The sequence below is a fragment of the Arenibacter sp. F20364 genome (assembly GCF_023015905.1).
In the GTDB taxonomy this organism is placed as follows: domain Bacteria; phylum Bacteroidota; class Bacteroidia; order Flavobacteriales; family Flavobacteriaceae; genus Arenibacter.
This window is the reverse complement of sequence record NZ_JALKBD010000019.1, coordinates 22,847-48,798: the sequence shown is the minus strand read 5'-3', so window position 1 is coordinate 48,798 and position 25,952 is coordinate 22,847. Positions and strand designations below refer to the sequence as shown.

Below are 25,952 nucleotides of genomic sequence, written 5' to 3'. Positions count from 1 at the left end.
CTGATGTCGTTGATAACAAGTATTATCTGGCTGTTTGGGAATCGTTGGTTTTGGGTCTAGAATTTAATTAGGGCATAATTATTCATTTGATATACCGTTAACACCGTCATAGCTGACAGGGCAACTTTTACTTCGGGAAGTAAATCTTCCTTACTGTAGCCGCTATAAGACATGGATTGCCCGCATAAATAGATGTGTACACCCATATCGGAAAGTGTTTTTATTAAGTCCTTATTGGGGTTGTCCGTATTGAATTTTTCTTTGTAAACGGTAGGGGACAGGGCATCTTTTGTTGAACCGCCATGTAATACAATAGCTAGGTAAATCTGTTCCTTGGGGACTCCGTATCGTACGTGCATATTATAATAGCGATGTAAACTAGAGATGATGGAATTGCTTGCACTTGGGTCTGTGTGCTTTCGGTCGACGTCAAAAATTGCCTTTAATTGTTGGGAGGTATCGGGTATGTAATCCAAACTATCAATAGAGTATACAGCACCGATATTATAAAAGACAGGCCCAGTCGTTGGTTCATTATCCTGCCCATACGACAAGGTGGTTTGAATAAGAAACACGGCCAAAAAAAATAGGAGTGGAGATCTATTTTGCATTTTAATTAAAGATTTAATTATTGACATTTTGATATATTTTTATTGAGAATATCCGTTTTTATATAATCGTTCTTCAAAACAGGGTTCCATTTAAAATCGGGTAATTCACTTAGGGTGAAATTATCTTTTGGATCGGCGGAAAGTAACATTTCCGTAAAATTATCTTCCATTCCCTTTAATTTATCCAAATCGCAGGCCGACAATTCTCCTTTTACGGCTAGAGATCCAAGTTGGTCAATTTCTTGGGGTTTTACACCTTTTTTCATTTTTACGGCTATGGCTTCTCGCGTATCAATACGTTGAACCGTAAATAATCCATCCATATTATCGGACACATAGAATGTATTGAACTGATATCTGCCTCCCGTTGTATAAATAGCTGCATCGGTCAGGCAGGGGGAAGGTTTGCTTACAATTCGGGTATTTGTCCTATCTACTAAACCATCAGGATATAATTCATTTAGTGCGCTTTGCAAAGCCAGATGCCCTACCACCAGCCCGTCACAAAGATGGCCATGAAATTTTACCAGGTCATTCAAATCTATATATTGAATATTCCCCAAACGCCCTTTTGAAAAATCGGTATCATTTACCTGCACAGCAGTTCTAACCACCGGCTGCTTTCTTGGCAGGTAGAGTTTTAATGTTTGGTTCCCTGTGCTAATTTCATCCAAATGTCCCATAAACGTCTGGTCTTCCTTCAAAAAGTGTATATGGACAAAGCTTTTGGAACCGGTGAATATTCCTTGATGGTTTTCTGAGTAGAAACCTAATAATTCTCCCTTATTGTTTTCCAAGAAAAACTTCTGGGATTTCACATCTGGTTTGTAGCCTTCTATTTTCGGGCTTCTTGGCGTAACAATATGAGCGGTGATTTGAGCAAATTCCCCAGCAATTCGAAAAGCAAAGGGTTCTTTTAAATCATAACCTTTATCCTTAGCCAATGCAGCCACTTTTTCCTCTATTTCCTGAGTACTATTTATGGGACCGTTTAAATTAAATTCTTCCCAATCCTTTACATTGCTATAAACAAGAAAAGGAGAACGGATATCCCAGTTTTGACTTACCACAGCTTTGTCCTTAACAAATGCCGTGGCAAAGAAGGGCTTACCATCAAAAACTGTTATCTCGCCTTTCATTTTATCATAGGGTCCCATGGCAAACAAATTGGATTTATCGGGCAGGCTATCCAGCCATACCTTTAGGTCATAGGCGGTTCCCATATCTTTCATCGCACCTTTTGTATATACTTTAGGAATTATTTGTGCCATTAAGCTGGGCAATGGTAAAAAGGTCAATGCAAAAATTAAAATTAATTTATTCATGATTTTGTAGAATTTATTAGAGCACTAGATTAAAAAGATACCCTGAAATGATGATACAGAGCGTGACAATGCCAAAAAAGATGGCAATTAACTTTAGGGACATAACTTTTTTAAGCAAGGTAGCTTCGGGAATGGATAGACCTACCGTTGCCATCATAAAAGCAATAGCAGTGCCAAGTGGCACCCCTTTGGCTACAAAAACCTGAACAATGGGAACTATTCCTGCGGCATTGGCGTACATGGGAACGGCAACCAGGACAGCAAGTGGAACTGTCCACCACTGGCCCCCACCTAAATAGGTGTTGAAAAAATTTTCCGGAACATAGCCGTGCATGGCTGCCCCAATAGCAATCCCTAGGACCACATAAAGAAGAACACCTTTTACAATATCCCAGGCCCCACGGGAAATTCCGGGCAATCGTTGGTAGAAAGTTTGTTTCACTTCTTCATATTCACCTTGTTGCATCTTATTATCAAGAATCTTCTTAACCCAATCTGAAAGTAAAGGTTCGAGCTTAAATTTACCAAGCAGCCACCCGCCAATGGTACCTAATAAAATACCTGAAACAGCATAAATCAGAGTAGCTTTTATACCGAACATGCCAAGAAACATCGCCACAGCTACCTCATTCACTAAAGGGGAGGTGACCAAAAAGGAAAAGGTTACCCCTAAGGGAATGCCACCTTGCACAAAACCAATAAATAGAGGTACCGAGGAGCAAGAACAAAAGGGGGTTATTGCCCCAAAAACGGAAGAAAAAAAGTATTCCAATCCGTAAAGCTTCTTTCTATTCAGATAACCCTTTAGTCGCTCAATAGGAAAATAAGCATTGATTATGCCCATTAAAAAAACAATGAAGAACAATAAAATGAGAATTTTAAGCGTATCAAACACAAAGAAATTCAGGGCAGTTCCCAAATGAGTTTCTGCCCCAATATTAAAAACCGAGTAAATGAGCCAATCGGCAAAATGTTGTAACCAATCAAACATTTTCTACCGTACTAATAGTTCCCGAAATAGTGCATGATTGTTTTACGGTGTTGTAGATAGTACCATACTTTTCGATGTTCTTTTTTAACAAGTCCGTATTTAGTTTTTTGTCATTGCTATAAATTGTTAGATCGTAATGAATATTGTCCATCCTAGGCGGGTTTTCAAGACGTGTTGCATTGACTTCCAACGTGGCCTTGGAATAGCTGAATTTCATCATACCGGAAAAACGCTCCACATTTTTCAGTATACAGGCAGAAAATGAACCCAAAAACAATTCGGCTGGATTGGGCAAAATATCTGCAGTATTTGCAGTTGTACCAAAATCTATATTGGATTGTTTGATATGAACAATGGCATCCTGATCTGAAATGGAGGAAGCCTTGATTTGATAATTCATAAGACTTATTTTATTTAGTTTAAAAGTGCTAGCACTTCATCTTTTGAAGGTACCCTTCCTTTTATGGTGATAACATCATCTATTACCAATGCCGGCGTTGTCATTACGTTGAACTTCATAATTTCCATGATATCCTCAATTTTTTCGATGGTGGCATCAATGTTGTTTTCGTAGATCACATCTTTAACTACTCCTGTCATTGATTGACATTTTGGACAACCTGTCCCCAATATTTTAACTATTTTGGTCATATTATTCGCTTTAAGTTTATCGCCTATATACGATAGGATTATTAAAAAATATTAGTCAAAAAAATTCTGGAACAATGATTTTGCGACCTTCCAGTTTTCTTGATTGATACAGTACTTTATTTTGGGCGGTTTTAATTCTCCTTGAATAAGACCCGCATTTTTTAGTTCTTTAAGATGTTGTGAAATTGTAGATTGTGCCAAAGGAAAAACATCTACCAAATCACCTGTGAAACAACAGGATTGATTAACAAGATGTTTTAGTATGGCAATACGCGTAGGATGCCCTAAAGCCTTTGCATATTTTGCCAACGCTTCGGTATCTTCCCGGTACTCTATTTGTTCTAAACTTCTTTTCATCTATACAAGTATATTTTTTTTAGATCGCTCCGCCCTGCCGCTTGGTTTAAGACCCTAAATTACAAAGGGGACGTTATCAGTTCAACTCTTATACTCAATCTTCAATTGCTTATCGCAAATATACGATTGATTTTTGAAAAGGATGTTACTTTTGTTACATAAGCTCAAAAGCTTAATTTCGTTGGCAATTACCAACAGCATGAAACTAAAAGGCATTTTACTACCATTCTCGCCACTTTTTTTTCTCTTACTATATGGATCTGTGGCATTTTCCCAAGTGACCAACACACCGGAACTTTATTTAGAGCCTATCTTTAAAGTTATCTATGGGGACGCTACTGCCGATAAGCCCCAGTCAAAATCATGGACAACCAATCATGGACAATGGCTAATAGTAGGTGATAAAGATGGTCCCAAACTATTAAAAAAAGAGACTTCTGGATGGAAGGATCAATCTAGGGTTAATCGTACATGGCACAACTTACCGAGCAAGGCCGATGTATATTGTATGGGTGATGAGGTTCATATAGTCTTGGCTGGAGAATGTGTTTTGAATGTGGTTCAACTAAAGTATTCTCACCACAGCGAGCAATACAATCATGAATGGAAGATATCCCTGCCCATTCCTCAGGACTGTCGCTCCCTTGAAACTGCCACCATTAGCCAAGATTCGAAGGGCCAATTTTGGGTTTGTGCGGATATCAATGAAAAAATCATGGTTTGGCACTCCATAAATGGTAGGGATTGGTCAGAACCATTTACACTCGCAGATAACATTAACATAGATGATATATCTTTAATTGTCCGGCTAAAGGGGCAGGTATCGGTTATCTGGTCCAACCAAAATACCCAATCCATCATGGAGCGGATCCACATTGATGGGGAGGAGCCCAATAATTGGTCGGAGCCCATAATTGTTCAACAGGGAGATAACAATGCAGACGATCACTTGAATGCAACTGTGTTTAAAAATGGGGAATTGGCCTTGGTTACCAAGAACAGTGTGGACAAAATAAATCAACCTCAGTTTGTATTAAGAATAAGGGATAAGGAGGGCAGATGGACCAACATTCCATACGAGAACCTCACTGCACAAAGAAGTCCTTCCCGTCCTATTGTTAACCATGTTGAATCGGGGAAAATATTTGAAGCACATGCCGTAAAAAATAGGGAGAACAATCGATATTTTATTTCGGTCAATGAAATAGTAAAAAAGAAAAATGGCTGGGAGTTTAAGGAACTCATCCAATTAAAAACCAAAATAAATGGGAAAAACGGTGATGTAACCTCCAGTAAGGCCAGTTTTTTACCCAATGAGGCCAAACTTATATTTTTCTCGGATGAGTTGGGCCATATTTATTGCTATGACCTTGACGATTTATAGTATTCCATATTTCTACTCGTTTTAAGAGGGATGTTGAAAGTAATAATGATCTATTAAGCAGTAGGGAATAATTTTTCCTGAGGGTCCAGTTCAATTTTTTTATTGATGCCTTTAGGATGTTCAGATCTATAAACTATTGTGCATAGGTTAGTTATAAGAAAACGGGAAATATACCCTAGAAAATATTTGTATCCAAATGGACTTGTCGTTTGGTCTACATGGGGAAATTGTGAATATCTATTTTATGAATGGGTAGATAAATTTTTCTGTAAGGTCTATTTTTGGCATCCTTAAAAAATATAGATATGAGCCAGACTTGGTACGAGTGCAAAGTAAAATACAGAAAAACACATGAAACTGGGGAACAAAAGGTGACCACAGAATCCTATTTGTTGGATGCGATATCCTATACTGAAGCAGAAGCGAGAATTAACGAAGAAATGGCCGCTTATACCAGCGAAGAATTCTTTATTACAAATATAAAAGTTGCCAATTTTTCCGAGGTACATCCCTTTGAAAATTCGGATCGCTGGTTTAAGTCGAAAGTAGCTTTAATTGCCTTCGATGAAAATAGCGGTAAGGAAAGAAAAACAAATATTTATCTTCTGGTACAGGCCAATGATGTAAAGGAAGCCTATGACAATACTGTACAGGCCATGAAAGGCACGATGGGCGACTACACTATACCGGTAATTTCGGAATCTCCCATCATGGACGTATTTCCCTATTTTTCTGGAGATGAAGGAGATTTGGATCAATTGGAAAAGTTTAATGCCTTAAAGGCATCAACCTCGGAAGCCAATGCATTGAAGGAAGACTTGGAGGCCTTGGATACTTTTGAAAATGAGGAAGCCCTGGCAGTTGAAGCTTTGGAAGGGGAGGAGGAATAGAGATTCCTTAAGATTGTTAATAGCAAGAGGGCCTTATGGCCCTCTTTTCATTTTCCCTTTTTACGGTTTTAGGTGGTTGCGGATTCGGGTTGTTTTCTTTTCTTTAGCACTCGATCCAGCACCATATCCTTATCCAATTTTTTGGTACAGAAGAACCAGTCCTTACAGTCTATATCACTGTCTTCCATTCTGTCTTTTGCTGTTCCGCAGGAACCAGCTGGTCCTACGATCACATCATCGCCGGGACGCCAATCGGCAGGAGTGGCAACTCCAAATTCATCCGCGGCCTGCAATGCAATAATTACTCGGTACAATTCATCAAAGTTTCTTCCCAAACTTAGCGGATAATAGATTATAGTTCTAATAATTCCCTTTGGATCAATAAAAAAAACAGCTCTAACCGCTTTTGTTGAATCCTCATTGGGTTGTATCATTCCATATTTCTTGGCGACATCCATCGTGATGTCCTCAATTAAAGGAAAATTCACTTCAACATTTTTCATCCCCTTGTACTCAATTTTTTCCTTGATAGTGCGCAACCATGCAATGTGGCTGTACAATCCGTCTATGGAAAGACCAACAAGCTTACAATTTGCTTCTTCAAACTTATCTTCCATAGTGGCAAATGTCATAAACTCCGAGGTACATACTGGAGTGAAGTCGGCCGGATGGCTAAATAGGATAACCCAATTTCCCTTGTAATCACTGGGGAAATTTATATCACCTTGGGTTGTAACAGCCTTAAATTCTGGTGCAGCATCACCTATTCGTGGCATACTGATTTGTTCTTGTTCTTGTTCCATTGTTCTAAATTTAAATATTATAGAACTAAGGTATTGGTAATACTTCTGGTGTACAGTCACTTAAGTTACACTAATCCAATAAATTTCAAATCCTGTGCTTCATTCCAATGCTAAGTATTACTAAACATTGTGGACTTCTTTTATAATCGAAAATGGCCTACAATAGAATTCCTCCTGAAGCTTCTATGCGCTGACCGTTGATCCATTGGGCATCTTCGGTGCATAAAAAAGCCACCACGCCACCTATATCCTCGGGTTCTCCTACTCTTCCCAAAGCAGTGGCAGCAGTAACCGCCTTTCTTTTTTGCTCATTAGTTTTGTTTTCTCCTCCACCAAAATCTGTTCCTACGGCACCTGGAGCCACAGCATTCGCAGTAATTTTTCTATGTGCCAACTCTTTGGCCAAGTATCTGGTAAATACTTCTACAGCAGCTTTCGTTGGAGCATAGGCGGATGAATTTGGAAAAGTAAACCTGGTTAGTCCGGAGGAAATATTTATAATTCTGCTGCCATCATTTAAATATGGCAAGGCTTTCTGTGTTAGGAAATAGACCCCTTTGAAATGAACATTGACCATTTCATCAAACTGATCTTCCGTGGTTTCAATAAAGGGTTGATAAATTCCGGTACCAGCGTTGTTGATTAAAAAATCGAATTTTTCCTGTGCTGTCTCGGTTTTCAGATAAGTGGAAAGCTGACTAAAGAATTCATCAAAGGAATTTATCTTAGCGGTATCCAGTTGTAGTGCATAAGCGATTCGCCCCATATTCCTTATCTCGGCAACAACCTTATCTGCCGCCGATTTGTTGGAGTGGTAGGTAATAATGACATCGATTCCTTTTTTTGCAATATTAATGGCCATATCCCTACCTAGGCCTCTGCTTCCTCCGGTTACTACAGCTATTTTGTTTTTTGGCATTTTGTTGGATTTTTGTTTTAGTAAAATTCGGAAATAATTGAGAAAGGGAGGTAAGCAAATTCAATTTTCTTCTGGTTGAAGTATTTTCCAATTTTAGTGTTTAAAGATGCAAAAGAGTTAACTTCTTCAATTGGATTTTGACAAATTCCTGGGCGTTAGGCTTAGATTATTCGATAATCGATATTAAAACATGCCTGCAGGGCAGGCTTGCCCCGAGGTAGTTTACTGGTAAGCTTTTGGTTCTATTTTTTAACAATGATAAAACACAGAATGCATGAAACCAGGGTTAAAAAAGTTCCTAAAATCAATTCTAACATACTTTTGGCAAAAAGATTGCCTATGGTGTTTAGAGCAAAAAAGCCTGCAAATATCCAAATGAGTATATCAATAGCCTTGTTGGTTTTTCCACTTCCCAGAAGTTTGTATTTTATGAAAAGTACCAAGATCATAAAGACATTCATCAAGATAGAAAAGGCTTCAAAGGTTTTCATTTCCTCAACAGAATTCAATCTGCCGGCCCAGACTTTGTCATAGGGTATTTGTTGCGTGAAAATTAATAAATGAAATATCAAAATGGTTCCGAGTAGGAAAAACATGATTTTGATAGCTACTTTCTTGTTCATTATAGTTTTTTGCATTATCAATATTAGGCAACCCTTTTAAAATGTATTAAGGTTAGGTCGCCAACTGCCAGGCTTTCCGTGCTTTTCTGGATAGTAGATCATTGGCCTCCGAATCTCCAATAAATTTCTCTTTTTCCGAATCCCAATTAAGTTTTCTTCCCAATCTATATGAAATTAAGCCCAAATGCATGGGCAGCGTCATTTTGCGCGCATAGGCCAGATTTGATTCCGGTTGAGATCTTGATTTTACGGCATCCACAAAGTTTTGTTGATGTCCAGGAGATCGGATTATGCTTTGCGGTATTTCTGGGATATCTGTCATTGTTTCTCCATTAATGGTAATTTCACGGGAATTGTAATCACAGATTAGACTTCCCTTGTCCCCTTCAAAATAGGCTCCGATCCCACGATCGGCAGCACCGGGAACATTGGGAGGTTCAGTGGTCCAATAGATTTTTAAATCATCGAAATCGTAATCGACTTCCAACCATTTAGGGGTGTCTGCAATACCTTCGGCCTTTTCCCCACGGGCAACAATACTTTTCAATCCTTTAGGATCCAAGGCCCAGAAAGCCACATCGGCAATATGGCACCAAAAATCGGCAAAATAACCTCCGGAATAATCCAGAAAATATCTATAGGTAAAGTGACATTTTTCAGGAATGTAATCTACATAGGGCGCTGGTCCCAACCACATATCCCAATTAAGCCCCTTGGGGACGGCTACACTTTTTGGATTGCCCAAATTTGGAGGTGCCCCGGTTTTCCATAAACGAACCGTATGCACCTTGCCAATGGCGCCCGACTTAATAATTTCAACAACCCGGTGGTAGTTATCTGTAGCATGTATCTGGTTGCCCATTTGAAAAATTCGGTTGTGCTTTTCCAAATTTCTGAGCATCATCTTCCCTTCCTTAACATCATAGGAAAGTGGTTTTTCACCGTATACATCCTTCCCGGCCTGGAAGGCCAAAGTTGCGATTTGGGCATGCCAATGGTCCGGGGTAGCACAGGTAATGGCATCAATATCCTGGCGGTCCAAAATATTTCTAAAATCCCCGTATCCTTTTACTTTTTTTCCAGGCTGAAGGGTTTCCATTGTTTTGAGGCTACTAGCCAGGTGCATTTCGTCTACATCACAAAGCGCCACCACATCTACTTCCGGCAGGGCACTGAACCATTTCATATGGCTGTTGCCCATACCACCTACGCCAATGTGCGCCACCCTTAGCCGATCACTGGGCGCAATCTTGCCGTAGGCCGAAGGCAATAGGGTAAGCCCTAATAGGCCTAAACCACTTTGTTTTATGAATTCTCTACGTTTTTGGTCTGATTTCTTCATGCGTACATAGTTGGTTTAATTAAAAATTGGTGTTGTATCTATTTTATTTTCTGAGCTTTGAGTATAGCCATTCTTTTCTTAATTCCTGCTGTTCAGGGTAAGTCCAATGTTGTGTTTTTTGAAAGAGATGTAGCTCCTTAGGGGCTGTCAACACATTATAGGCGGAATAGGTGGAGGCTGGTGGACATACATTGTCGTTATAGCCCCAACTATACCAGCCCGGTACTTTTACGAAGCGTGCAAAATTCACGACATCATAATATTTGGAAACGTTTATTTTCTCGGGCTTATTGGTAAATTCCTCTACGAAAATCTGTGGCCATCCTCCGGCACGCCCATGTAAAAAGCCCGTCATATCCGACAGGGCAGGATAAAATGCTGCCAAATAATCTATTCTATCATCCAGACTAGCGGTAACAATGGAAAGTGCTCCACCTTGGCTACCACCGGTAACGGCAATATCCTCCCCGTTAAATTCCTCCACACTTTCTATAAAATCCACCGCTCTAACACAGCCGAGATATACACGGCGGTAATAGGCCTTGTCCCTATCATCCAAATTAAAGGTTTGATAGCCGTTTAAGGCCCCTTGGCCCAGATCATTATAAACACTTTGATCCAGGTTTACCGGAATACCGTGTATACCGATAGTAAAGGAGATAAATCCTTCTGCAGCTTCGTCTATTTCTCCGTAATAAGGACGTATTCCCGCACCGGGTACATGTAGAATGGCAGGGTATTTTCCGGCCTTTTTGGGTTTGGTAAGGATGCCATAGATTTTTCCTTTAATATTGTCCAACTTCACATGGTAAACATTAACCTTGTCGGTACAACGTTCTGGCATCAAGGTCAGCACGGCGTTCATGGGAACTTGGTTCAATTCCTCCCGATTTTTTTTCCAAAACGCCTCAAAATCTTTCGGTAATGTGGTAGTAGGTTGTATTTTGTCAGGAGCAAAACCTACTGTGGTATAGGATGAATATTCCTTCCCGTCTATCTTGACTTTTGCCGTACAGCGCAGAAATCCGGGCTCGTTGAATTTTTTGGCTTTTATTTTGGTGGTATTATTTTTAAGGGTACGCGTGCCTTCATCCCAAATAGCTAAGGTTCGGTACCCCGGATCTGGTTGTATGGCATATTCAATATCGATGCCGTCTAGCAGTACATTGTTTCGATAGACCGAAATTGAAAATTCGGCCCGTTCCCCCAGGGAGTAGGTCCAGTCGGCGTGATCAGGACTTACTATGACCTCTACCAGTTCTTGGCGTGGTTGTGCACTTAGGTTAAGGATAAAAAGGAGGAAGCAAGTAAAAGAGACGAAAATTTTTGTTTTCATTTTTTTGGTTGGTTTATTTTCTAATTTGAGCAATACCATGGGATATGTGCACATCATGATGTGAAGGAAATAGGTAATAATTCCTTGCACTGTAGAAAGATAATAAATATGGTTGGAATTTTGGGCTATAAATGATCTAGACCCCAAAAGGTGGGGTCTAGATGTTAAGAGTGTTTGAAAAATGTAAGGCTTAGGACTCGGATTCCTTCATTTCCATAATGAGATTGGCGATCAACGCCGTCCACCCCGTTTGATGTGATGCCCCAAGACCCTTGCCATTGTCACCATCAAAAAATTCGTAGAACAGATGATGGTTTTTGAAATGTTCATCTTTGGAGAAAAGTTTATTCGGGTCATCCGCATGGTATTGGAATTTACCTTCGGAATTGGGTTCGAACAACCTAACCAACCTTTTGGTAAGCTCGTTAGCTATTTCATTTAAGTTTAGTTTCTTTCCAGATCCGGTCGGGAATTCATACTGATAGGTAGGTCCATAAAAGGTATAATATTTACGCAACGACTGGATGATCATATAATTCAACGGCATCCAAATGGGACCCCGCCAATTGGAGTTGCCCCCGAACATATTGGACCTACTTTCACCAGGTTCGTAGTGAATGGTATAGTGTCCGTTGTGTTGAAATACAAAAGGATGGTCCTTATGATATTTTGAAAGTGAGCGAATCCCATAATCGGATAGAAACTCATCTTCATCCAAGAGCCGTTTAAGGAGTTTTTCCAGTCTATAGGCCCTCATAATCGAAAATAGATAGTTGCCCTCCTTGTTGGCTTCCTCTATATTGGAGATCAAGGAAGCCAGATCCGGTCTGGTCCTTACAATTTCGGCGGCTCTGAATTTAAACTCCTTCAATTGGTCAAAAAGGTCCTTATGAATTATTTCAACCGCAAATAATGGGATTATACCCACTAGGGAACGCACTTTCAATCTATTGGTAGTGCCATTGGACAACTCCACCACATCGTAATAAAAGTCGTCCTCATCATCCCAAAGCGAGATATCTTTTTTTCCTATATGGTGCATGGCCCAAGCAATATTAAGGAAATGCCTGAAGAACTTGGCGGCGGACTCTTCATAAACCTTATTCGTCTTTGCCAATTCCAGTGACATTCGCAGCATATTAACCGTGAACATGGCCATCCAACTTGTGGCATCGGCCTGCTGCATTCTACTCACCCCTTCCGGCATATGGTTCCGGTCGAACACGCCAATATTGTCCAGACCCAAAAATCCACCTTCAAACAGATCGGTACCGTGTTTATCCTTTTGATTTACCCACCAGGTAAAATTGATAAGAAGCTTTTGGAACGCTTTTTCCAAAAATTTGCTATCCCCTTGGCCAGTTCGTTGTTTATCCTTTTCATAAACACTCCAAACCGCCCAAGAATGTACGGGAGGGTTAACATCACTAAAGTTCCACTCGTAGGCCGGAATTTGTCCGTTGGGATGCATGTAACTCTCCCGAAGTACCAGCAATAACTGTTCTTTGGCAAAATAGGGGTCTATTTCCACAAAGGAAACCATATGAAAGGCTAGGTCCCATGCTGCGTACCACGGATATTCCCATTTGTCGGGCATGGATATTACATGCCTATTGGTAAGGTGTTGACAACTAAAATTTCTAGCGGCCGCACGGTGGGGCTTAGGTTCCCCTGGCCCCCCAAAAAGCCATTTAAAAACATCATAGTAGTAGAACTGCTTGGTCCATAACAGACCTGAAAAAGCACTTTTTGCAATGGATTGGTGGGCTTCTGGCAGATCGGTCTTTAGGATATTGCCATAAAACTCCTCACTTTCTTTTATTCTTTGATCGAATACGGCGTCAAAATCGGACCAGGGGTCCTTCAATTTTTTTTTGCTCAATCGAACCCTAATGCTCTTTTCCTCGCCTGCCTTGAGTTTAAATTTATACCAAATGGCCGATTTGGATCCGTTCTTTTGCGGATTAACGGTAGACTTCCCATTTACCACATGGTCATTTATACCATCCTTAACATAATCAACCTCATTGGGTGCCTTATAAATACGTTGGTTGTTGGTCTCGTTTTCACAGAACAGTTGTTCTCCATTTTCATGATAAAAATAATGTCGACCGTTTCTTATACTTCTGGATTGCAAACAATCGTCGGCAACGGATTTAATGGTAGGACGCGAAAATCGTGTATTATGTTTCCAGAAATTTCTGAACCAGAGGTGTGGTAGTACATGGATCTTAGCTTTCCTTCGACCTCTATTGACCACCGTAATTTTCATAAGAATATCCTCCACATCTGCTTTGGCATATTCTATATAACAATCAAAATAGGCATTGTTCTTAAAAGCTTTGGAGTCCAACAACTCATATTCCATGTCTTCTCGACTTCGAATATTTTTATTGACCAGCTCCAAGTAAGGGAATTTTTTATGAGGGTACTTATACAGGTATTTGCTGTAGGAGTGGGTCGGGGTGGACACCTGATGAAAATAAAGTTCTTTTACATCTTCACCGTGATTCCCCTGATTATTGGTAAGCCCGAACAGGCGTTCCTTTAAAATTTTATCTGTCCCATTCCAAAAGGCTGGGGCCAGGCACATTATTTCCCTGGAATCGCAAAATCCGGCGATACCTTCTTCACCCCATCTATAGGCGTTGCTACGTGCATTTTCGTGATCTACAAAATCCCATGCATCTCCATGTTCGCTATAGTCTTCCCGTACAGTGCCCCATTGTCTTTCCGCCAAATAGGGCCCCCATTTTTTCCAATTTTTGTAGGTATCGGGAACTGCCAGTCTTTCTTCCTCAGCAATTTTCGGGGTAAAATGTGCCATTGAGATATAATTTAAAGGTATTAAGTGGATTTAAACCTGAGATATTAGGAAGACCATATTTTTACATTTCCATGTGGTATTAACTTGGTCCTTATAAATCTAGATTATGAGTAAAAATAAGGCTTATTGACTCAATAGATAATTATAGTGGTGAATATTGCCTAATTGTTATTAAAGTTGGAATTCTTTTGTTATCTCGTAAAAAAAGGAGCATATAATTTAGGAACTCTCATTAGTTGTTCTTGTTCATAAATTGGTCAATGGTCTTGTTTTCAATAAAAGTATATAAGGTTTTACCTGAAATAGAAGCTCTTGTTTACAATGGCAATTATGCTCGAAAACTCAAATTTTTGGTCTTTTGAGACCCTTTATGGTGGGGAGCGGAGCCAAAAAATAGAAAATAGCAACGCTATATTCAATTAGGGCCGAAATAGAATACTGCTCAAAAATCATTTCCAATTTGGATATGGGTTTTGGTAAATAATTCCCAATTGGTAGTGAAGTGGTACCCAACTGACTTATTAGGAAGTCAATTATTAAGTGTAAACTAAAAATAGTGATTACGTCCACCGGAAATAGAGCACAACTAATTACACACCATGTCACTGAATAAACTCAATAGAGGGATATTCGCTTATGTACGGCTTCTTCCATCTTGTCAAGAAGGTTTTCCGGTTCAAAAGGTTTGAAGATGAAACCGTTCATTCCACTTTCCCGTATCTTACTCTTTACCTCCATAAATACCGAAGCAGATAGGGCCAGGATAGGAACATCAGTATTAAACTTTCTTATTTCCTTGGATGCGGTATAGCCGTCCATTACGGGCATCTGAATATCCATGAGCACGGCATCATAGTCATTTTCCCGTACTTTGTTAACGGCCTCTTGTCCGTCATAAGCCACATCTACGACAAGGTTGGCCTTTTCCAAAATCTGTTTGCCCACCATAACATTGATCTGATTGTCTTCCACCAACAGAATCCTTTTTCCTTTCAGATCGTGTACTTTCTTTTGGGTGGCCTGATCCAGTTCTTCACTTGAAGCCAATTTTAATTCCAAATCAAAATAAAAACGACTACCACTACCTACTTCACTATCAATTTTAACTTCAGACCCCATGGCTTCCACTATACTTTTTACAATAGGCAACCCTAAGCCTGTCCCACCATATAGGCGATTGGTGCTGGTAGAGGCTTGAGTAAAAGCTTGCCATACGTTGTCATGCTGGTCCCGGGCAATGCCGATACCGGTATCCTTTATCTCTGTGTGCAAAAGGACAGTATCCTTAGTTTCATTTAGTTTTGTGATTTTTAGGGTTACACTACCTTCATCGGTGAATTTTATGGCATTGGAAACAAGGTTATTGATTACCTGATTAAAGCGCACTACATCCAATTTTACAAGGGGAAGATCATCGTCAATCTCTAAATCCAATGTAATCCCTTTTCGTAAACAACTGGGTTCATGTATTTTTTTTATTTGCTTTACGGCCAACAAAATGTTCGTGGGAATTGGATCCAACGCAATTGTTGTGGATTCCATCTTGCTGAAATCCAATACATTGTTCAGCAGGTTCAGTAAAATTTTTCCTGAATAATTCAATGCATCAATATTCTGTTCCTGATCTTTTCTTGGATTGGAATCTCCCAATATGTGCGAGAGGCCGGTAATAGCATTTAGAGGGGTCCTGATCTCATGGCTCATCATACTCAAAAATCGAGATTTGGCATTGGATTCCTCTATGGCTTCTTCACGTTGGTTATGGATTCTGGAATAGTATTGGGCGTTAATTAAGGAGAAAGAGATCAATTGATAGGTGACCAATATAATGGTAGTGCCTATAGAAAAGGGATAAACATACTTCCCTGCCAGTTCCGGATCCATATGGTTGGTGGTGAACAGATCAAAATCGGTGAAATATAGGAGGAACCACAGTAACATGGACAGTCCCGAAAATATTGTTAGATACATTTTTTCCCGTCTAAAGGAAAAAACAACGAAGGGCAATGCCAGTGCAAACATTAAAATAAACTCAACACTACCTGCTTTTCCAATAAACGAGGCCGTGAGGGCAACACTTATGTTAAAGGCGATCATGTAGATAAATCTGGCAACAGTGAGGTTACCCTTTTTTGCAACTAGCGCTGAAACAATAAAAAATGGAACGGTGGCCCCGATATAATTGCTCAAGTCCGTCATGTCCAAGTTTCTGGCAATAATAAACCAAGTGGTAGCAATAACGGTTGTTAATATAGACAGACAAAAGACTAGTTTTATCCGTCTTGAAGAGAATTCAGCCATTGATTCAGAAGTTAATGCAAAATTAAAATGTTACGTGCACCAGAAAATACAATAATAAAACTGCTTAATGGCGTTCATTTTTTAAAACGACTTTTCCCTCCTTATATTGCAAGTAATTTCTTACATATTACGTTTAAAACATAATAGGACCGTGAATATAAATTTTTAATGGTCCACATTTGATCTTAACATAGGGGGAATACGTCTAAATCTCTTCTATAACTGATTTTCCACTGGATTTATTGCCCGATGTCCATTTCCAGGTTTCATAAAGTCTAATTTTTCCGTTGGATAAAATCTCGGGTCTTGAATTACAGACCCCGGTCATTAGTTCGCCTTTAATATTAATTTGATGATAACGCATATTGATATTCCCCTCTTTGTCCACCAAACCGATCAAATGTCCTTTTACAATTTCCCCGCCTTCATAATCGGAAGTCAAAATATTGTCTTTTTGACGGTATTCAAAAATGGTTTCACCCGAAGTCTCCCCGTTATCCGAGTTTTGAACGGTTCTAAACTTTTTATTGTTATAATTCATGTGTTCTTTTACTTTAAATATGCGGTAGGTTTTAATATTGGGATACAACTCATTTATTCCATTTCTAGGAACAGGGCATTCAATGTCATTACTTCCTTTTGGTATACACCATTTTGCCATCAAAAATGGTCATGACTATCTCGGTATTTAGGAGTTCATTTTCTGCTACCTTCATTAGATCCTGGTCATATATAGTAAAATCGGCCAATTTGCCAACGGTAATAGAACCCTTAATGTCTTCTTCAAAGGCACCGTACGCAGCATCCAGGGTATAGGATCTCAGAGCTTGTTCCCGAGTCATTTTCTCTGCAGGCTCATAACCTCCATCAGGAGTTCCTTGCAATGTTTTTCTAGTAACACTGGCGTACAAACTGGCTATAGGGTTTAGTGGTTCTACGGGGACATCGGTACCATTAACGATAGGTATACCACTTTTCAACAAGCTTTGCCACATATAGGCGCCTTCTTTGATACGCTGTTCCCCCAAACGATCAATGGCCCAAGATCTATCGGACGACATATGTATGGCTTGCATGGCAGGAATTACGTTCAGTTGGGCAAAACGGGGAATATCCTCTGGATGCAGGTGTTGTGCGTGCTCTATCCGAAATCTGTGATCCGTTGCTAATTGCGGTAATTCTGCAAAGGCCAATTCGTAACGGTCCAGCACTTCCCTGTTGGCTCGGTCGCCTATGGCGTGGGAGCACACTTGAAAGCCGTGTTTTAAGCCATTAAGGGCAGTCTCTTCCACAAAATTCATTGGGAGGGTTTCGTGACCAAAATGTCCCGGTCTATCCGTATATGATTCCAACAGCCAGGCCCCTCTTGATCCCAAAGCACCATCACAATTTAACTTAACGGAGCGGATGGTCACTAAGTTATCAGGATCTATCATGGGACCTTTTTTGTACCATTCGTTCAGCAACGCGGTATCCCCACCGGATAGCATGCCGTACATGCGAATTTTCATTTTATCCTGGGCTTTCATTTCTTCATAGAGAGCAATGGTCTCCCTGCCTATACCGGCATCGTGAAATCCGGTAATACCATTTCTATGGCACGCAGCAACTGCCATTTCAAAGGCTTGGATATCTTTTAGTGGGGTGTTCTCTGGAATATGTTTTGTAATCAGGTTTTGTGCAAGTTCATTGAAAATTCCCGTTGGCCTTCCCATAGCGTCCCGTATTACTTCCCCTCCTTCAACCTCAAATTTGTTGATTCCTTCTTTGGACAATACCATGAGGCCCGCAATTTCCATGGCCTTGGCATTCGCAAAACCTGCATGTCCACTGGCATGCCCCAAGTAAACGGGATTGTTCGGGGAAACGGCACTGAGCAGCTCATGTGTTTGAAAGCCGTTTACCATTTCTGCAGGCATTTCTTTCCATTTGCTTTGATGCCATCCTCTCCCGGTAATCCATTCTCCCGGTGCCGCTGTTTTAACTCTCTCGGCAACCGCATCAACTATTTCCTGATAGCTGCTGGTGTTATTTAGATCTAAATTCAATTCACTGTAACCCATTCCCATAAAATGGCCATGCCCCTCTATTAATCCCGGTGTCATGGTTTTACCATCCAGATTCAACAGTTGCGTTTGGTCGTTTTTGAATTGCTCGGCTTCTGCAAGATTACCCGCAAAAAGTATGGTGTTGTCCTTTACCGCTACAGCTTCGACCATTGTCTGAGTGGAATCTACAGTATAAATATTACCTCCATAAATAAGCATGGTAGCAGATTCTTTTATAGGGGCTTTACAGGCAGTGAAAAACAGGAAGGCTATCAACACTCCTGGATAGAGAGAATTAGGGAATCGCATAAATAATAGTTTTATGAAACTGAATTAATAATCGTGTAAGCAGGTTAACCAATTAAGTGCTTTTGTTTTTTAGATAACAATATACTGATTAAAACACAATAGCGGCTTAAGGATGTACCCAAACCGCCTACCTTAGGCTAAAAAAAAACACTTCCTCAAATAGATTTAAATGGTCCTTCCGGCAGTCAGTTTTTTTCAGGATGGGTTGGCAGTTCAATCTGTTTGTCATCGACCTCAACTATTACAATATCTCCGTATTTCAATCCATCAATTTTTGGAAGCAAAAGTTCTATGATGGTAGGGTTCTGAAAATGTTCCGCTTTGGTGGCAGGATCTGGCATATAAATCAATCCTTCGTAGGTGTTGTTATTAATCTGAAGGGATACATCAAAAAAATAAAAATTTTCAGGAGGGATAAATTCGGACCAATTGATGTTCCCCAGAAAATATTTCGGCTTAATTAATTTAAAAGAATAAGGGGCAATGTCCAAATTGACGGTCCCGGGAAAGTATTGACTTAAGTCAAGGCCTTTTTGCATGAAATGTTCAAATTGGGCATTTAGGGTGCCTTTGGGGTAGCGGGGGTCTCTTGCCTTCCCAGAGGCAACACCATGACCTTGTGTTACTACAGCATTAACTTTCATTGTACTTTGCTTTTAAATTTTTTCACTAATTGGGGCCATGGGTAGTAGGAAGGTAGAAATTTGTTCTGGCAATGGTTCAATTTTTTTTAACCTCAATAAATTGTGTGTTCAAATATACCTGTTTCCAATTCCCATTTTGGTAATTTCCAACTTTGAAATTATAGGTTGAGCCATCAATATATTCCCACATATCAGTAACAATAGAATCTCCATAGCTATATTGGTAGATTATGTTCTTGCCTTCCGCAAATACGATTCCTTCCGTCAAACCACCGAAGATATCAAATTCCCAAAATTTAATGCTGTTGGATACTTTGTCAAATTGTCTTATTCCATGATTTCGCAACCCTAATTTAGTTTGTGCTTTATCTATGAATCCGACAGATTTCGCTATGACGATTGTACTGTCCAATAAATATTCAATCTTTATTTCTTGTTTAAACTTGCTTCCGTCGCCCCAATTCCCCTCTGCTTTCCAAATTTTTGCCACCAGATTATCGAATATGGCAAGCTCAGGATGTTGTCCAAGTGTTAATATGGGAATTAAGAGCATTAATGGAATAAAAACTATGTTTTTCATAATTGAGTGCAATGTAGAACCTATCAATTCGGTCTGGGAAATCCTTTCAGCCATGTGTTTGGACGAGACAGGACTATCCAGTAAATAAATCGGGCGAATTAAAAGTAGTGAATTTTGAAATAGGGTAGAAGCTAAGCTGAATTGTAGGTAATGTAGATAGTATTTTTTATCACATCCCTTAAACTGGCCGGCAGTTCATATTTTTCGGCAGTGATTTGTTCTTGAAATTTGGCCATGCCATCGGAACTTTATGAACCTACCTTAAAGTTAATTATATATAATTATAAACCCTTATTTTTCAGTTGGGTACAGTTGGTTACCGGCAATTCTTTAATTGTTACATTTCTTATATACTTGGTTACATTTGTGGCATCTGATAATGAACGCTTTATATAGTTTTAGGGTTAAAATCGGATATAACTATAAAGCAGGGAACATGAAAACAAAATTCTTATTTATTCTAGCCATTTTTTCCTTAGCAATTATTGGTAATTCCTGTGCAAGCGACAATGAAGCTTGTCAAGAAGAACCAGAAGTTTGTGCTTGTATTAACAATCCTCTAAGATGTGTTTCTCCGGTAGGAACTAGTGAGATGCAAGCAGATTCCCTCAATGCCGTCTCCAAACTCCCCGTTAGAAAGGAGTAGACATAATCCAAGTAATACGTTAAAAAGAAGATTTAGCTCATATAATTCAAGAATATGAGCACCAGACTATTTTTTTTCTCCTTCAGCCATTTCTTTATGCTTTGGGTAGCGCGACTGATATGCTTTTCCACGGCCTTTTCGGAGATGTCCAATTGGGAAGCTATTTCCTTGTGCTTGTACCCCGATTTCTTGCTGAGCAAAAAGACTTCCCTGTTCTTCTTTGGAAGTTGATCTATGGCCGATTCCAACAGTTGCATCCTTTCTTCCAATAATGATTCATCTCTTTCAACAAAATCCATCAGCACCGTATTCTTGATCTCCAATAGGGCAAGTTCTTCTTTTTTAAGTTATTTGATTTGAGCTACCTGGCATATTTATTACTCCTAAAATTTAGATCCCTGGCCATAATATAAGATTTGATACATTTTTATATAAATTCAAGAACTCCTTGTGTCCTTAATCCTTTTATTACAATAGCCCTCCCAATACGTTTTTGACTAATTAAACAATTTTTTGGTCAGTAATGTGCATTACTTCCAAGGATAGTGATAACGAAGAAAAAAGATGTTATATTGGTTGGTAACTTTCATGATTTTAATCCAGTTAGGGAAGACAAGATGCGCCTCAGGGGTTGTTGTTGCTCTAAACGGGCGGTAATAAATTAAAGGCTGTAACCAAAAAAATTAAAGTAGTGTACCACTTCAACGATTAACCAAAATTTAAGCTTATGGCCATGGCCGATAAAAGTATAGTAATGCTGGGGTGCTTTGATACCAAGGGGGAAGATTTTTCCTATCTCCTAAAAAGTCTCAGGGCACTGGGCCAGCAAGTGATCACCATAAACACAGGGGTCATGGACACTTCCGTGGACTTCCCCATAGATGTGGACCAGGATGCCGTAGCCGCGGCTTCTGGCGCTGTCCTGGAAACTATCCGAAAATCCAATGATCGGGGCAGGGCGGTAGAGCTGATGGGAAAGGGTGCTGCGGCCATCCTGGCTGAGCTTGCTTCCAAGGACCGGATCAAGGGCGTCATCGGCATGGGCGGGGGAGGAGGTACCTATATCATCCTGGAGGCCATGCAGGCGGTGCCCTTGGGCATCCCTAAATTCTGCCTCAGTACGGTAGTGGCCAAGGACCTTTCCAGACAGATAGGGGTAAAGGACATTAGCCTGATGTCCTCGGTAGTGGATGTGGCAGGGCTCAACAGTATAAGTAGGCTGTTGATACGGCAGGCGGCATCGGCAATCACTGCCATGGCGGATACCAAGGTGGATGCCTCGGAGGAAGCCAAAAAGAGCATCGCCATCAGTATGTTCGGGAACACCACCAAATGCGTGGACAAATGTACCGAACTGTTAAAGTCCAAGGGCTACGAGGTTATGGCCTTCCATGCCACCGGGGTGGGCGGGGCCACCATGGAATCGCTGATCCGGGAAGGGGTCTTCGACGCGGTGCTGGACGTTACCACCACCGAACTTGCCGATGAGCTCTGCGGGGGCATATTGAGCGCAGGGCCGGACCGACTTACCGCTGCAACGGAAATGGGGATCCCCCAGATCGTGGTGCCCGGATGTCTGGACATGGTTAACTTTGCGCAAATGGATACGCTACCCGAGAAATATAGATCAAGACAGCTCTACAGTTGGGCACCGGACGTGACCCTGATGCGCACCAATGTGGCGGAGAACAAGATTTTGGGAAAACAGTTGGTGGACAAGCTGATAGGGGCCAAGGCCCTTGTAGAGATCCTCATCCCGCTAAAGGGCATATCCCAGATCGATAGCGCGGGGGATATTTTTTATGATTCCGAAGCGGATTCGGCCTTGTTCGCGGCCATAAGGAAAAACGCGGATGGCCGTGTGCCAGTCATGGAGGTGGATGCCCATATCAACGACGAAACCTTTGCGAAGATGTTGGTGGAGCGTTTGTTGAAAATAATGGAATAGAGAGTACGGTGCTACTATAGTGATAAGGGGCTTGATAAGAATGGGCAACCCCTTGAGATTATAGATGTCATGAGTGGCGAATTGCAACGGGCAGCACAACAAACAAAAACGGACTCGCTTGCTTTTATAAGGCAGGAATCCCTGTCTGGCGATCTTGTTCAAAATAAACAGTTCACCGAGCTCTATGTGGAGTGGGTACAGAAAATTTATGAAAAAGGAGATATCAAAAAGCAAATGCTAAGTATGCTCTAGAGCATGATTCCGTTATAGTGTGTTAAAACCTAAGGTCCAAATAATTTTTGGAATGGTCTAGGGCTTTTCCTATATCAAGTTATCAAGCAATTTTCGCCAATTTTGGTGCTGCAATATTATAGGGCAGTGTAAATTTGAAAGTACTGCCTTTTCCTTTTTCACTTTCCACCCAAAGTTGTCCATCCAATTTTTTTACAAATTCCCTGCAAAGGACCAGACCTAAACCGGAACCTTTTTCGTTCGCCGTGCCAGGCAAGGTTACATTCGTGGTTAAATTGAAGATTTTATGAAGTGTATTTTCGTCCATACCCACTCCATTGTCGGATATAGAAATTTCCACATAACCCTGATTTGTAATGGCTGCAACCTCTATTTGTCCGCCTGGATTTGTGAACTTTATGGCGTTCGAAATTAAATTGCGTAAAACGGTTCCTAAAATATTTTCATCAGTACTTAGTTCAATTTCATCAGTAGTGGAAAAATACAAGGAAATGTTCTTGGCTTTTGCCTGGGATGTTTTAAGTTCAATGATGTGCGATATAACTTTCGACAAGTTAATTTTTTCGGGGCTAAAACCAAGTTCTCCAGTTTGTGATTTTGCCCAATTTAAAAGATTGTCCAGCAAACTGAGTGTATTTTTGGCAGTGGTATTTATTAGATTAACAAACTCTTCAGATTCGGAATTTTCGGTGGCCGCTACCTTTTCCGAGAGGAGCTCGGAAAGGCATAAAATGTTGTTGAACGGACTTCTTAAATCGTGGGCTATAATTGAAAATAATTTATTTTGGGTCTGGTTCAACGCTTCCAACTCAAGTTTATCCTTTTCAATAATCTTATTTTTTCGAAGTATCGTTTTTTGATCTACTTCTTTTAAAAGCATTATGAAACCTATACTGATAGCACTGATTACCAGGACAGAAATTATCAGAAACCAATTATTGAAAGTAGAGTTCTGGAGGAAAACATATGAGTCGCCCAATTGGTATACGTGAATAGCACGAATTAGTTGGAATATTGAATACAAGAGAAGCACCCCACTTAAAAGGATGGAAAATTTGTATTTATTTTTATTGATAAATAGGTAATAAGCACCTATCCCGTAGAAAAATGAACAAGATGCTATGCGTATAACGCTAAGCATGGTGAAGTTTTCTTCCACCATCAAAATGGCGGAATAAAATAGAGAGGCAAAAACAGCGAAAAGCCATAGAAGTTTTTTCCGCATTTTACCATCAAAAGAGATAAGACCAAAGGAAGTAAAGGCAAAACAGGAAATCAAAAGAAAATTATTTATACGCAAACTGAGCAAAGCAGGAAATAAGTCCCTATTGGCATACATAAGAATGGCAAGGGTTTGGGATGTAATGCCCAAAGCCACCAACAACAAATACCATTGTTTGTGCTGATAAAAATATTGGTAGATAAATAATGCAATGATAAATAAATTATTCAGGGCCAAAATAAACAATACTGAGGGGTAATCTAAGGTCATTGGTCGTTGGTCATTAGAATTTGTTAAAGATTAAAAAAAATCGCGCAATATTCTCTTTTTTTAATGTTTTTTGGGAAGCTTAAATGGAAATATGTCAGAGGAATGGCATATTAGGTTGATTATAAGTGTGGTAACTGAATTTAAGAAGTGCTAGGTAAATAGAAGAACACCACTACTACCTAACCAATGATCACCAACCAAGATATTGATTAACTCCCCAACCCCAACCATGGTGAATACTAAAAAATAAATACTAACTTTAAATGTCCCGCCATTTATCCTAGAACATGAAAAAATCCAAAAATACCGATGCCGAAATCCAAGGTTCCAGAAGGGACTTTTTATCCAAGACGGCGCTGGCCAGTGTGGCCTTGCCACTCTTGCCCGGCACTATAAGCGCGGCTTTCAATAATACACTAACCTCAAAACCACTCCCTATGAATGTAGATATCTCCAAAAGTCTTATAGGCCAATACGGCCCTTGGTTGGCGTCACAAATGCAGGATCCGCCCAAGTTGTCGTTCCGAAACGACATTTGGTCCAATATCGAGGATTGGAAGCCCAGTGCCCATGCCAAGGCCCAGGAACAGATAGGAGAGCCTTTGATTAAAGAAACTATTACAGTTACCCTTAAAAGGAAATTCAATTACGACGGACTCCACATAGAGGAACTTACTTGGCAATTGCCCTACGGAAGACCGGTGGAGGCTATTTTTATGAAACCTGAAAACAGTACTGGAAAGTTGCCCGCTATTCTGGGCCTGCACGACCATGCCGGGAAAAAATATTTTGGCAAAAGAAAGATTACCAAGACTTCAGATAACCAGCATCCGCTTATCGTGGAGCACCAGAAAAGCGATTATGAGGGTAGGGCATGGGCCAATGGGATGGCCAAAAGGGGTTATGCCGTTTTGGTACATGATGCTTTTTCCTTTGCCAGCCGGCGGGTGTTCTATGAAGATATGGCAGGTATTGAATGGGGGCCGTTAAAAGCGGAGGGACGCACCGATGAAAACCCTGAAGATGTCAGGAACATAGAAGCCTATAACGAATGGGCAGGCCACCATGAACACGTAATGGCCAAGTCCCTTTTTTCTGCCGGTACCTCCTACACCGGTATGGTACTGGCCGAAGACCGTATTGCTCTGGATATCCTGAGCGCAAGAAAAGACGTGGATCCCGATCGGATAGGTTGCGGTGGACTCTCGGGTGGGGGACTCCGTACTGTTTTTTTGGGGGGAATGGATGCGCGCATAAAATGTGCCGTATGCGTAGGTTTTATGTCTACTTGGAAAGATTTTCTACTGAACAGATCCTACACCCATACCTGGATGACCTATGCCCCGGGCTTGGCGAACTATCTGGATTTCCCTGAAATATTTGGGCTGCGGGTACCCCTTCCTACCATGGTGCAGAGCAATAATCAAGACGGACTATACACCTTACCCGAAATGAAAAAAGCAGATAACATTCTCGCCCAAGTCTTTACTAAAGCGGGACATCCCGAAAAGTATAGCGGAAAATTCTATGATGGCGGACATAAGTTTGATGTCCAGATGCAGAACGATGCCTTTGATTGGTTTGATAACTGGTTAAGCCAATAAGAGTTTTTATTAAAAATCATAAGCATAAATCAAGAGGGGAAGGCCAGGCCTATTTAGGTGACATGGGTT

The 25,952-nt window shown here is 40.4% G+C and carries 25 protein-coding genes; 6 read left to right on the top strand and 19 right to left on the bottom strand.

Going from position 1 to position 25,952, the window contains the following annotated elements; translation table 11 throughout:
* Window positions 1–56: 56 nt before the first annotated feature.
* From MWU84_RS15725 to MWU84_RS15700, 6 genes are read right to left on the bottom strand one after another with little or no spacing between them, the layout of a single operon-like run.
* Window positions 57–611, bottom strand: a complete 555-nt coding sequence (locus tag MWU84_RS15725) for a DsrE family protein (protein WP_246903221.1) — start codon at window positions 609–611, stop codon at window positions 57–59.
* A gap of 17 nt (window positions 612–628) precedes the next feature.
* Window positions 629–1,936 (bottom strand): FmdE family protein, encoded by a 1,308-nt coding sequence (locus MWU84_RS15720; RefSeq protein ID WP_246903219.1) that lies wholly within the window; start codon window positions 1,934–1,936, stop codon window positions 629–631.
* Between the two features lie 16 nt (window positions 1,937–1,952).
* Window positions 1,953–2,927: a permease gene (locus MWU84_RS15715; RefSeq protein WP_246903217.1), complete on the bottom strand. Its 975-nt coding sequence runs from the start codon at window positions 2,925–2,927 to the stop codon at window positions 1,953–1,955.
* The gene (locus MWU84_RS15710) at window positions 2,920–3,327 is read right to left on the bottom strand and encodes an OsmC family protein (protein WP_246903215.1); all 408 of its coding nucleotides are present in this window, start codon (window positions 3,325–3,327) and stop codon (window positions 2,920–2,922) included. Before MWU84_RS15710 ends, MWU84_RS15715 begins: the two co-directional genes overlap by 8 nt.
* A gap of 14 nt (window positions 3,328–3,341) precedes the next feature.
* Window positions 3,342–3,578, bottom strand: a complete 237-nt coding sequence (locus MWU84_RS15705; RefSeq protein WP_281502569.1) for a thioredoxin family protein — start codon at window positions 3,576–3,578, stop codon at window positions 3,342–3,344.
* 51 nt (window positions 3,579–3,629) lie between these two features.
* The gene (locus MWU84_RS15700) at window positions 3,630–3,935 is read right to left on the bottom strand and encodes a metalloregulator ArsR/SmtB family transcription factor (RefSeq protein WP_246903210.1); all 306 of its coding nucleotides are present in this window, start codon (window positions 3,933–3,935) and stop codon (window positions 3,630–3,632) included.
* A gap of 199 nt (window positions 3,936–4,134) precedes the next feature.
* Between MWU84_RS15700 and MWU84_RS15695 the strand changes: the two genes are divergently transcribed.
* Both MWU84_RS15695 and MWU84_RS15690 read left to right on the top strand, forming a co-directional pair.
* Window positions 4,135–5,319 carry a hypothetical protein gene (locus MWU84_RS15695; protein ID WP_246903208.1) on the top strand — a complete coding sequence of 395 codons (1,185 nt, stop codon included), beginning with the start codon at window positions 4,135–4,137 and terminating at the stop codon, window positions 5,317–5,319.
* Window positions 5,320–5,624: 305 nt separating this feature from the next.
* Window positions 5,625–6,209 carry a DUF4494 domain-containing protein gene (locus MWU84_RS15690; protein WP_246903206.1) on the top strand — a complete coding sequence of 195 codons (585 nt, stop codon included), beginning with the start codon at window positions 5,625–5,627 and terminating at the stop codon, window positions 6,207–6,209.
* A gap of 68 nt (window positions 6,210–6,277) precedes the next feature.
* Here the strand turns inward: MWU84_RS15690 and MWU84_RS15685 are convergent, their stop codons facing one another.
* The 11 genes from MWU84_RS15685 to MWU84_RS15635 all read right to left on the bottom strand — a co-directional run bounded on the left by MWU84_RS15685 (window position 6,278) and on the right by MWU84_RS15635 (window position 19,941).
* Window positions 6,278–7,012, bottom strand: a complete 735-nt coding sequence (locus MWU84_RS15685) for a peroxiredoxin (RefSeq protein ID WP_246903204.1) — start codon at window positions 7,010–7,012, stop codon at window positions 6,278–6,280.
* A gap of 157 nt (window positions 7,013–7,169) precedes the next feature.
* Window positions 7,170–7,931 carry an SDR family oxidoreductase gene (locus tag MWU84_RS15680; protein WP_246903202.1) on the bottom strand — a complete coding sequence of 254 codons (762 nt, stop codon included), beginning with the start codon at window positions 7,929–7,931 and terminating at the stop codon, window positions 7,170–7,172.
* Window positions 7,932–8,173: 242 nt separating this feature from the next.
* Window positions 8,174–8,554, bottom strand: a complete 381-nt coding sequence (locus tag MWU84_RS15675) for a hypothetical protein (protein WP_246903201.1) — start codon at window positions 8,552–8,554, stop codon at window positions 8,174–8,176.
* A gap of 52 nt (window positions 8,555–8,606) precedes the next feature.
* Window positions 8,607–9,896 carry a Gfo/Idh/MocA family oxidoreductase gene (locus MWU84_RS15670; RefSeq protein WP_246903199.1) on the bottom strand — a complete coding sequence of 430 codons (1,290 nt, stop codon included), beginning with the start codon at window positions 9,894–9,896 and terminating at the stop codon, window positions 8,607–8,609.
* A gap of 43 nt (window positions 9,897–9,939) precedes the next feature.
* Window positions 9,940–11,232: an acetylxylan esterase gene (locus MWU84_RS15665; protein WP_246903197.1), complete on the bottom strand. Its 1,293-nt coding sequence runs from the start codon at window positions 11,230–11,232 to the stop codon at window positions 9,940–9,942.
* A 190-nt stretch (window positions 11,233–11,422) separates the two neighbouring features.
* Window positions 11,423–14,059: a glucosidase gene (locus tag MWU84_RS15660; protein ID WP_246903195.1), complete on the bottom strand. Its 2,637-nt coding sequence runs from the start codon at window positions 14,057–14,059 to the stop codon at window positions 11,423–11,425.
* A gap of 615 nt (window positions 14,060–14,674) precedes the next feature.
* On the bottom strand, window positions 14,675–16,360 hold the full coding sequence (locus MWU84_RS15655) for a response regulator (protein ID WP_246903193.1): 1,686 nt from the start codon (window positions 16,358–16,360) through the stop codon (window positions 14,675–14,677).
* Between the two features lie 205 nt (window positions 16,361–16,565).
* Window positions 16,566–16,901: a n-acetylglutamate synthase gene (locus tag MWU84_RS15650; RefSeq protein WP_246903191.1), complete on the bottom strand. Its 336-nt coding sequence runs from the start codon at window positions 16,899–16,901 to the stop codon at window positions 16,566–16,568.
* A gap of 88 nt (window positions 16,902–16,989) precedes the next feature.
* Window positions 16,990–18,717, bottom strand: coding sequence for an amidohydrolase (locus MWU84_RS15645; RefSeq protein WP_246903190.1), 1,728 nt, complete (start codon window positions 18,715–18,717; stop codon window positions 16,990–16,992).
* A gap of 185 nt (window positions 18,718–18,902) precedes the next feature.
* Window positions 18,903–19,361: a hypothetical protein gene (locus MWU84_RS15640; RefSeq protein WP_246903181.1), complete on the bottom strand. Its 459-nt coding sequence runs from the start codon at window positions 19,359–19,361 to the stop codon at window positions 18,903–18,905.
* 76 nt (window positions 19,362–19,437) lie between these two features.
* Window positions 19,438–19,941 (bottom strand): hypothetical protein, encoded by a 504-nt coding sequence (locus MWU84_RS15635; RefSeq protein ID WP_246903179.1) that lies wholly within the window; start codon window positions 19,939–19,941, stop codon window positions 19,438–19,440.
* Between the two features lie 436 nt (window positions 19,942–20,377).
* Here MWU84_RS15635 and MWU84_RS15630 point away from each other — a divergent pair, with 436 nt between their 5' ends.
* Window positions 20,378–20,587, top strand: coding sequence for a hypothetical protein (locus tag MWU84_RS15630; RefSeq protein ID WP_246903169.1), 210 nt, complete (start codon window positions 20,378–20,380; stop codon window positions 20,585–20,587).
* Window positions 20,588–20,619: 32 nt separating this feature from the next.
* Here the strand turns inward: MWU84_RS15630 and MWU84_RS15625 are convergent, their stop codons facing one another.
* Window positions 20,620–20,910: a sigma-70 family RNA polymerase sigma factor gene (locus tag MWU84_RS15625; RefSeq protein ID WP_246903167.1), complete on the bottom strand. Its 291-nt coding sequence runs from the start codon at window positions 20,908–20,910 to the stop codon at window positions 20,620–20,622.
* 410 nt (window positions 20,911–21,320) lie between these two features.
* Between MWU84_RS15625 and MWU84_RS15620 the strand changes: the two genes are divergently transcribed.
* Both MWU84_RS15620 and MWU84_RS15615 read left to right on the top strand, forming a co-directional pair.
* Entirely contained in the window at window positions 21,321–22,535 is a 1,215-nt protein-coding gene (locus MWU84_RS15620) for a Tm-1-like ATP-binding domain-containing protein (RefSeq protein ID WP_246903165.1), read from the top strand.
* Window positions 22,536–22,604: 69 nt separating this feature from the next.
* Window positions 22,605–22,787, top strand: a complete 183-nt coding sequence (locus MWU84_RS15615) for a hypothetical protein (RefSeq protein WP_093979542.1) — start codon at window positions 22,605–22,607, stop codon at window positions 22,785–22,787.
* A gap of 82 nt (window positions 22,788–22,869) precedes the next feature.
* Here the strand turns inward: MWU84_RS15615 and MWU84_RS15610 are convergent, their stop codons facing one another.
* A complete protein-coding gene (locus MWU84_RS15610; protein WP_246903163.1) occupies window positions 22,870–24,279 on the bottom strand; it encodes a HAMP domain-containing sensor histidine kinase in 1,410 nt (469 codons plus the stop codon).
* A gap of 287 nt (window positions 24,280–24,566) precedes the next feature.
* Between MWU84_RS15610 and MWU84_RS15605 the strand changes: the two genes are divergently transcribed.
* Entirely contained in the window at window positions 24,567–25,883 is a 1,317-nt protein-coding gene (locus MWU84_RS15605; RefSeq protein ID WP_246903161.1) for a hypothetical protein, read from the top strand.
* The last annotated feature ends 69 nt before the right edge of the window (window positions 25,884–25,952 follow it).

Excerpts from the sequence above, each read along its gene's own strand:
- MWU84_RS15725 (WP_246903221.1), bottom strand. The coding sequence starts at position 611 with ATGCAAAATAGATCTCCACTCCTATTTTTTTTGGCCGTGTTTCTTATT.
- MWU84_RS15720 (WP_246903219.1), bottom strand. The coding sequence starts at position 1,936 with ATGAATAAATTAATTTTAATTTTTGCATTGACCTTTTTACCATTGCCC.
- MWU84_RS15715 (WP_246903217.1), bottom strand. The coding sequence starts at position 2,927 with ATGTTTGATTGGTTACAACATTTTGCCGATTGGCTCATTTACTCGGTT.
- MWU84_RS15710 (WP_246903215.1), bottom strand. The coding sequence starts at position 3,327 with ATGAATTATCAAATCAAGGCTTCCTCCATTTCAGATCAGGATGCCATT.
- MWU84_RS15705 (WP_281502569.1), bottom strand. The coding sequence starts at position 3,578 with ATGACCAAAATAGTTAAAATATTGGGGACAGGTTGTCCAAAATGTCAA.
- MWU84_RS15700 (WP_246903210.1), bottom strand. The coding sequence starts at position 3,935 with ATGAAAAGAAGTTTAGAACAAATAGAGTACCGGGAAGATACCGAAGCG.
- MWU84_RS15695 (WP_246903208.1), top strand. The coding sequence starts at position 4,135 with ATGAAACTAAAAGGCATTTTACTACCATTCTCGCCACTTTTTTTTCTC.
- MWU84_RS15690 (WP_246903206.1), top strand. The coding sequence starts at position 5,625 with ATGAGCCAGACTTGGTACGAGTGCAAAGTAAAATACAGAAAAACACAT.
- MWU84_RS15685 (WP_246903204.1), bottom strand. The coding sequence starts at position 7,012 with ATGGAACAAGAACAAGAACAAATCAGTATGCCACGAATAGGTGATGCT.
- MWU84_RS15680 (WP_246903202.1), bottom strand. The coding sequence starts at position 7,931 with ATGCCAAAAAACAAAATAGCTGTAGTAACCGGAGGAAGCAGAGGCCTA.
- MWU84_RS15675 (WP_246903201.1), bottom strand. The coding sequence starts at position 8,554 with ATGAACAAGAAAGTAGCTATCAAAATCATGTTTTTCCTACTCGGAACC.
- MWU84_RS15670 (WP_246903199.1), bottom strand. The coding sequence starts at position 9,896 with ATGAAGAAATCAGACCAAAAACGTAGAGAATTCATAAAACAAAGTGGT.
- MWU84_RS15665 (WP_246903197.1), bottom strand. The coding sequence starts at position 11,232 with ATGAAAACAAAAATTTTCGTCTCTTTTACTTGCTTCCTCCTTTTTATC.
- MWU84_RS15660 (WP_246903195.1), bottom strand. The coding sequence starts at position 14,059 with ATGGCACATTTTACCCCGAAAATTGCTGAGGAAGAAAGACTGGCAGTT.
- MWU84_RS15655 (WP_246903193.1), bottom strand. The coding sequence starts at position 16,360 with ATGGCTGAATTCTCTTCAAGACGGATAAAACTAGTCTTTTGTCTGTCT.
- MWU84_RS15650 (WP_246903191.1), bottom strand. The coding sequence starts at position 16,901 with ATGAATTATAACAATAAAAAGTTTAGAACCGTTCAAAACTCGGATAAC.
- MWU84_RS15645 (WP_246903190.1), bottom strand. The coding sequence starts at position 18,717 with ATGCGATTCCCTAATTCTCTCTATCCAGGAGTGTTGATAGCCTTCCTG.
- MWU84_RS15640 (WP_246903181.1), bottom strand. The coding sequence starts at position 19,361 with ATGAAAGTTAATGCTGTAGTAACACAAGGTCATGGTGTTGCCTCTGGG.
- MWU84_RS15635 (WP_246903179.1), bottom strand. The coding sequence starts at position 19,941 with ATGAAAAACATAGTTTTTATTCCATTAATGCTCTTAATTCCCATATTA.
- MWU84_RS15630 (WP_246903169.1), top strand. The coding sequence starts at position 20,378 with ATGAAAACAAAATTCTTATTTATTCTAGCCATTTTTTCCTTAGCAATT.
- MWU84_RS15620 (WP_246903165.1), top strand. The coding sequence starts at position 21,321 with ATGGCCGATAAAAGTATAGTAATGCTGGGGTGCTTTGATACCAAGGGG.
- MWU84_RS15615 (WP_093979542.1), top strand. The coding sequence starts at position 22,605 with ATGAGTGGCGAATTGCAACGGGCAGCACAACAAACAAAAACGGACTCG.
- MWU84_RS15610 (WP_246903163.1), bottom strand. The coding sequence starts at position 24,279 with ATGACCTTAGATTACCCCTCAGTATTGTTTATTTTGGCCCTGAATAAT.
- MWU84_RS15605 (WP_246903161.1), top strand. The coding sequence starts at position 24,567 with ATGAAAAAATCCAAAAATACCGATGCCGAAATCCAAGGTTCCAGAAGG.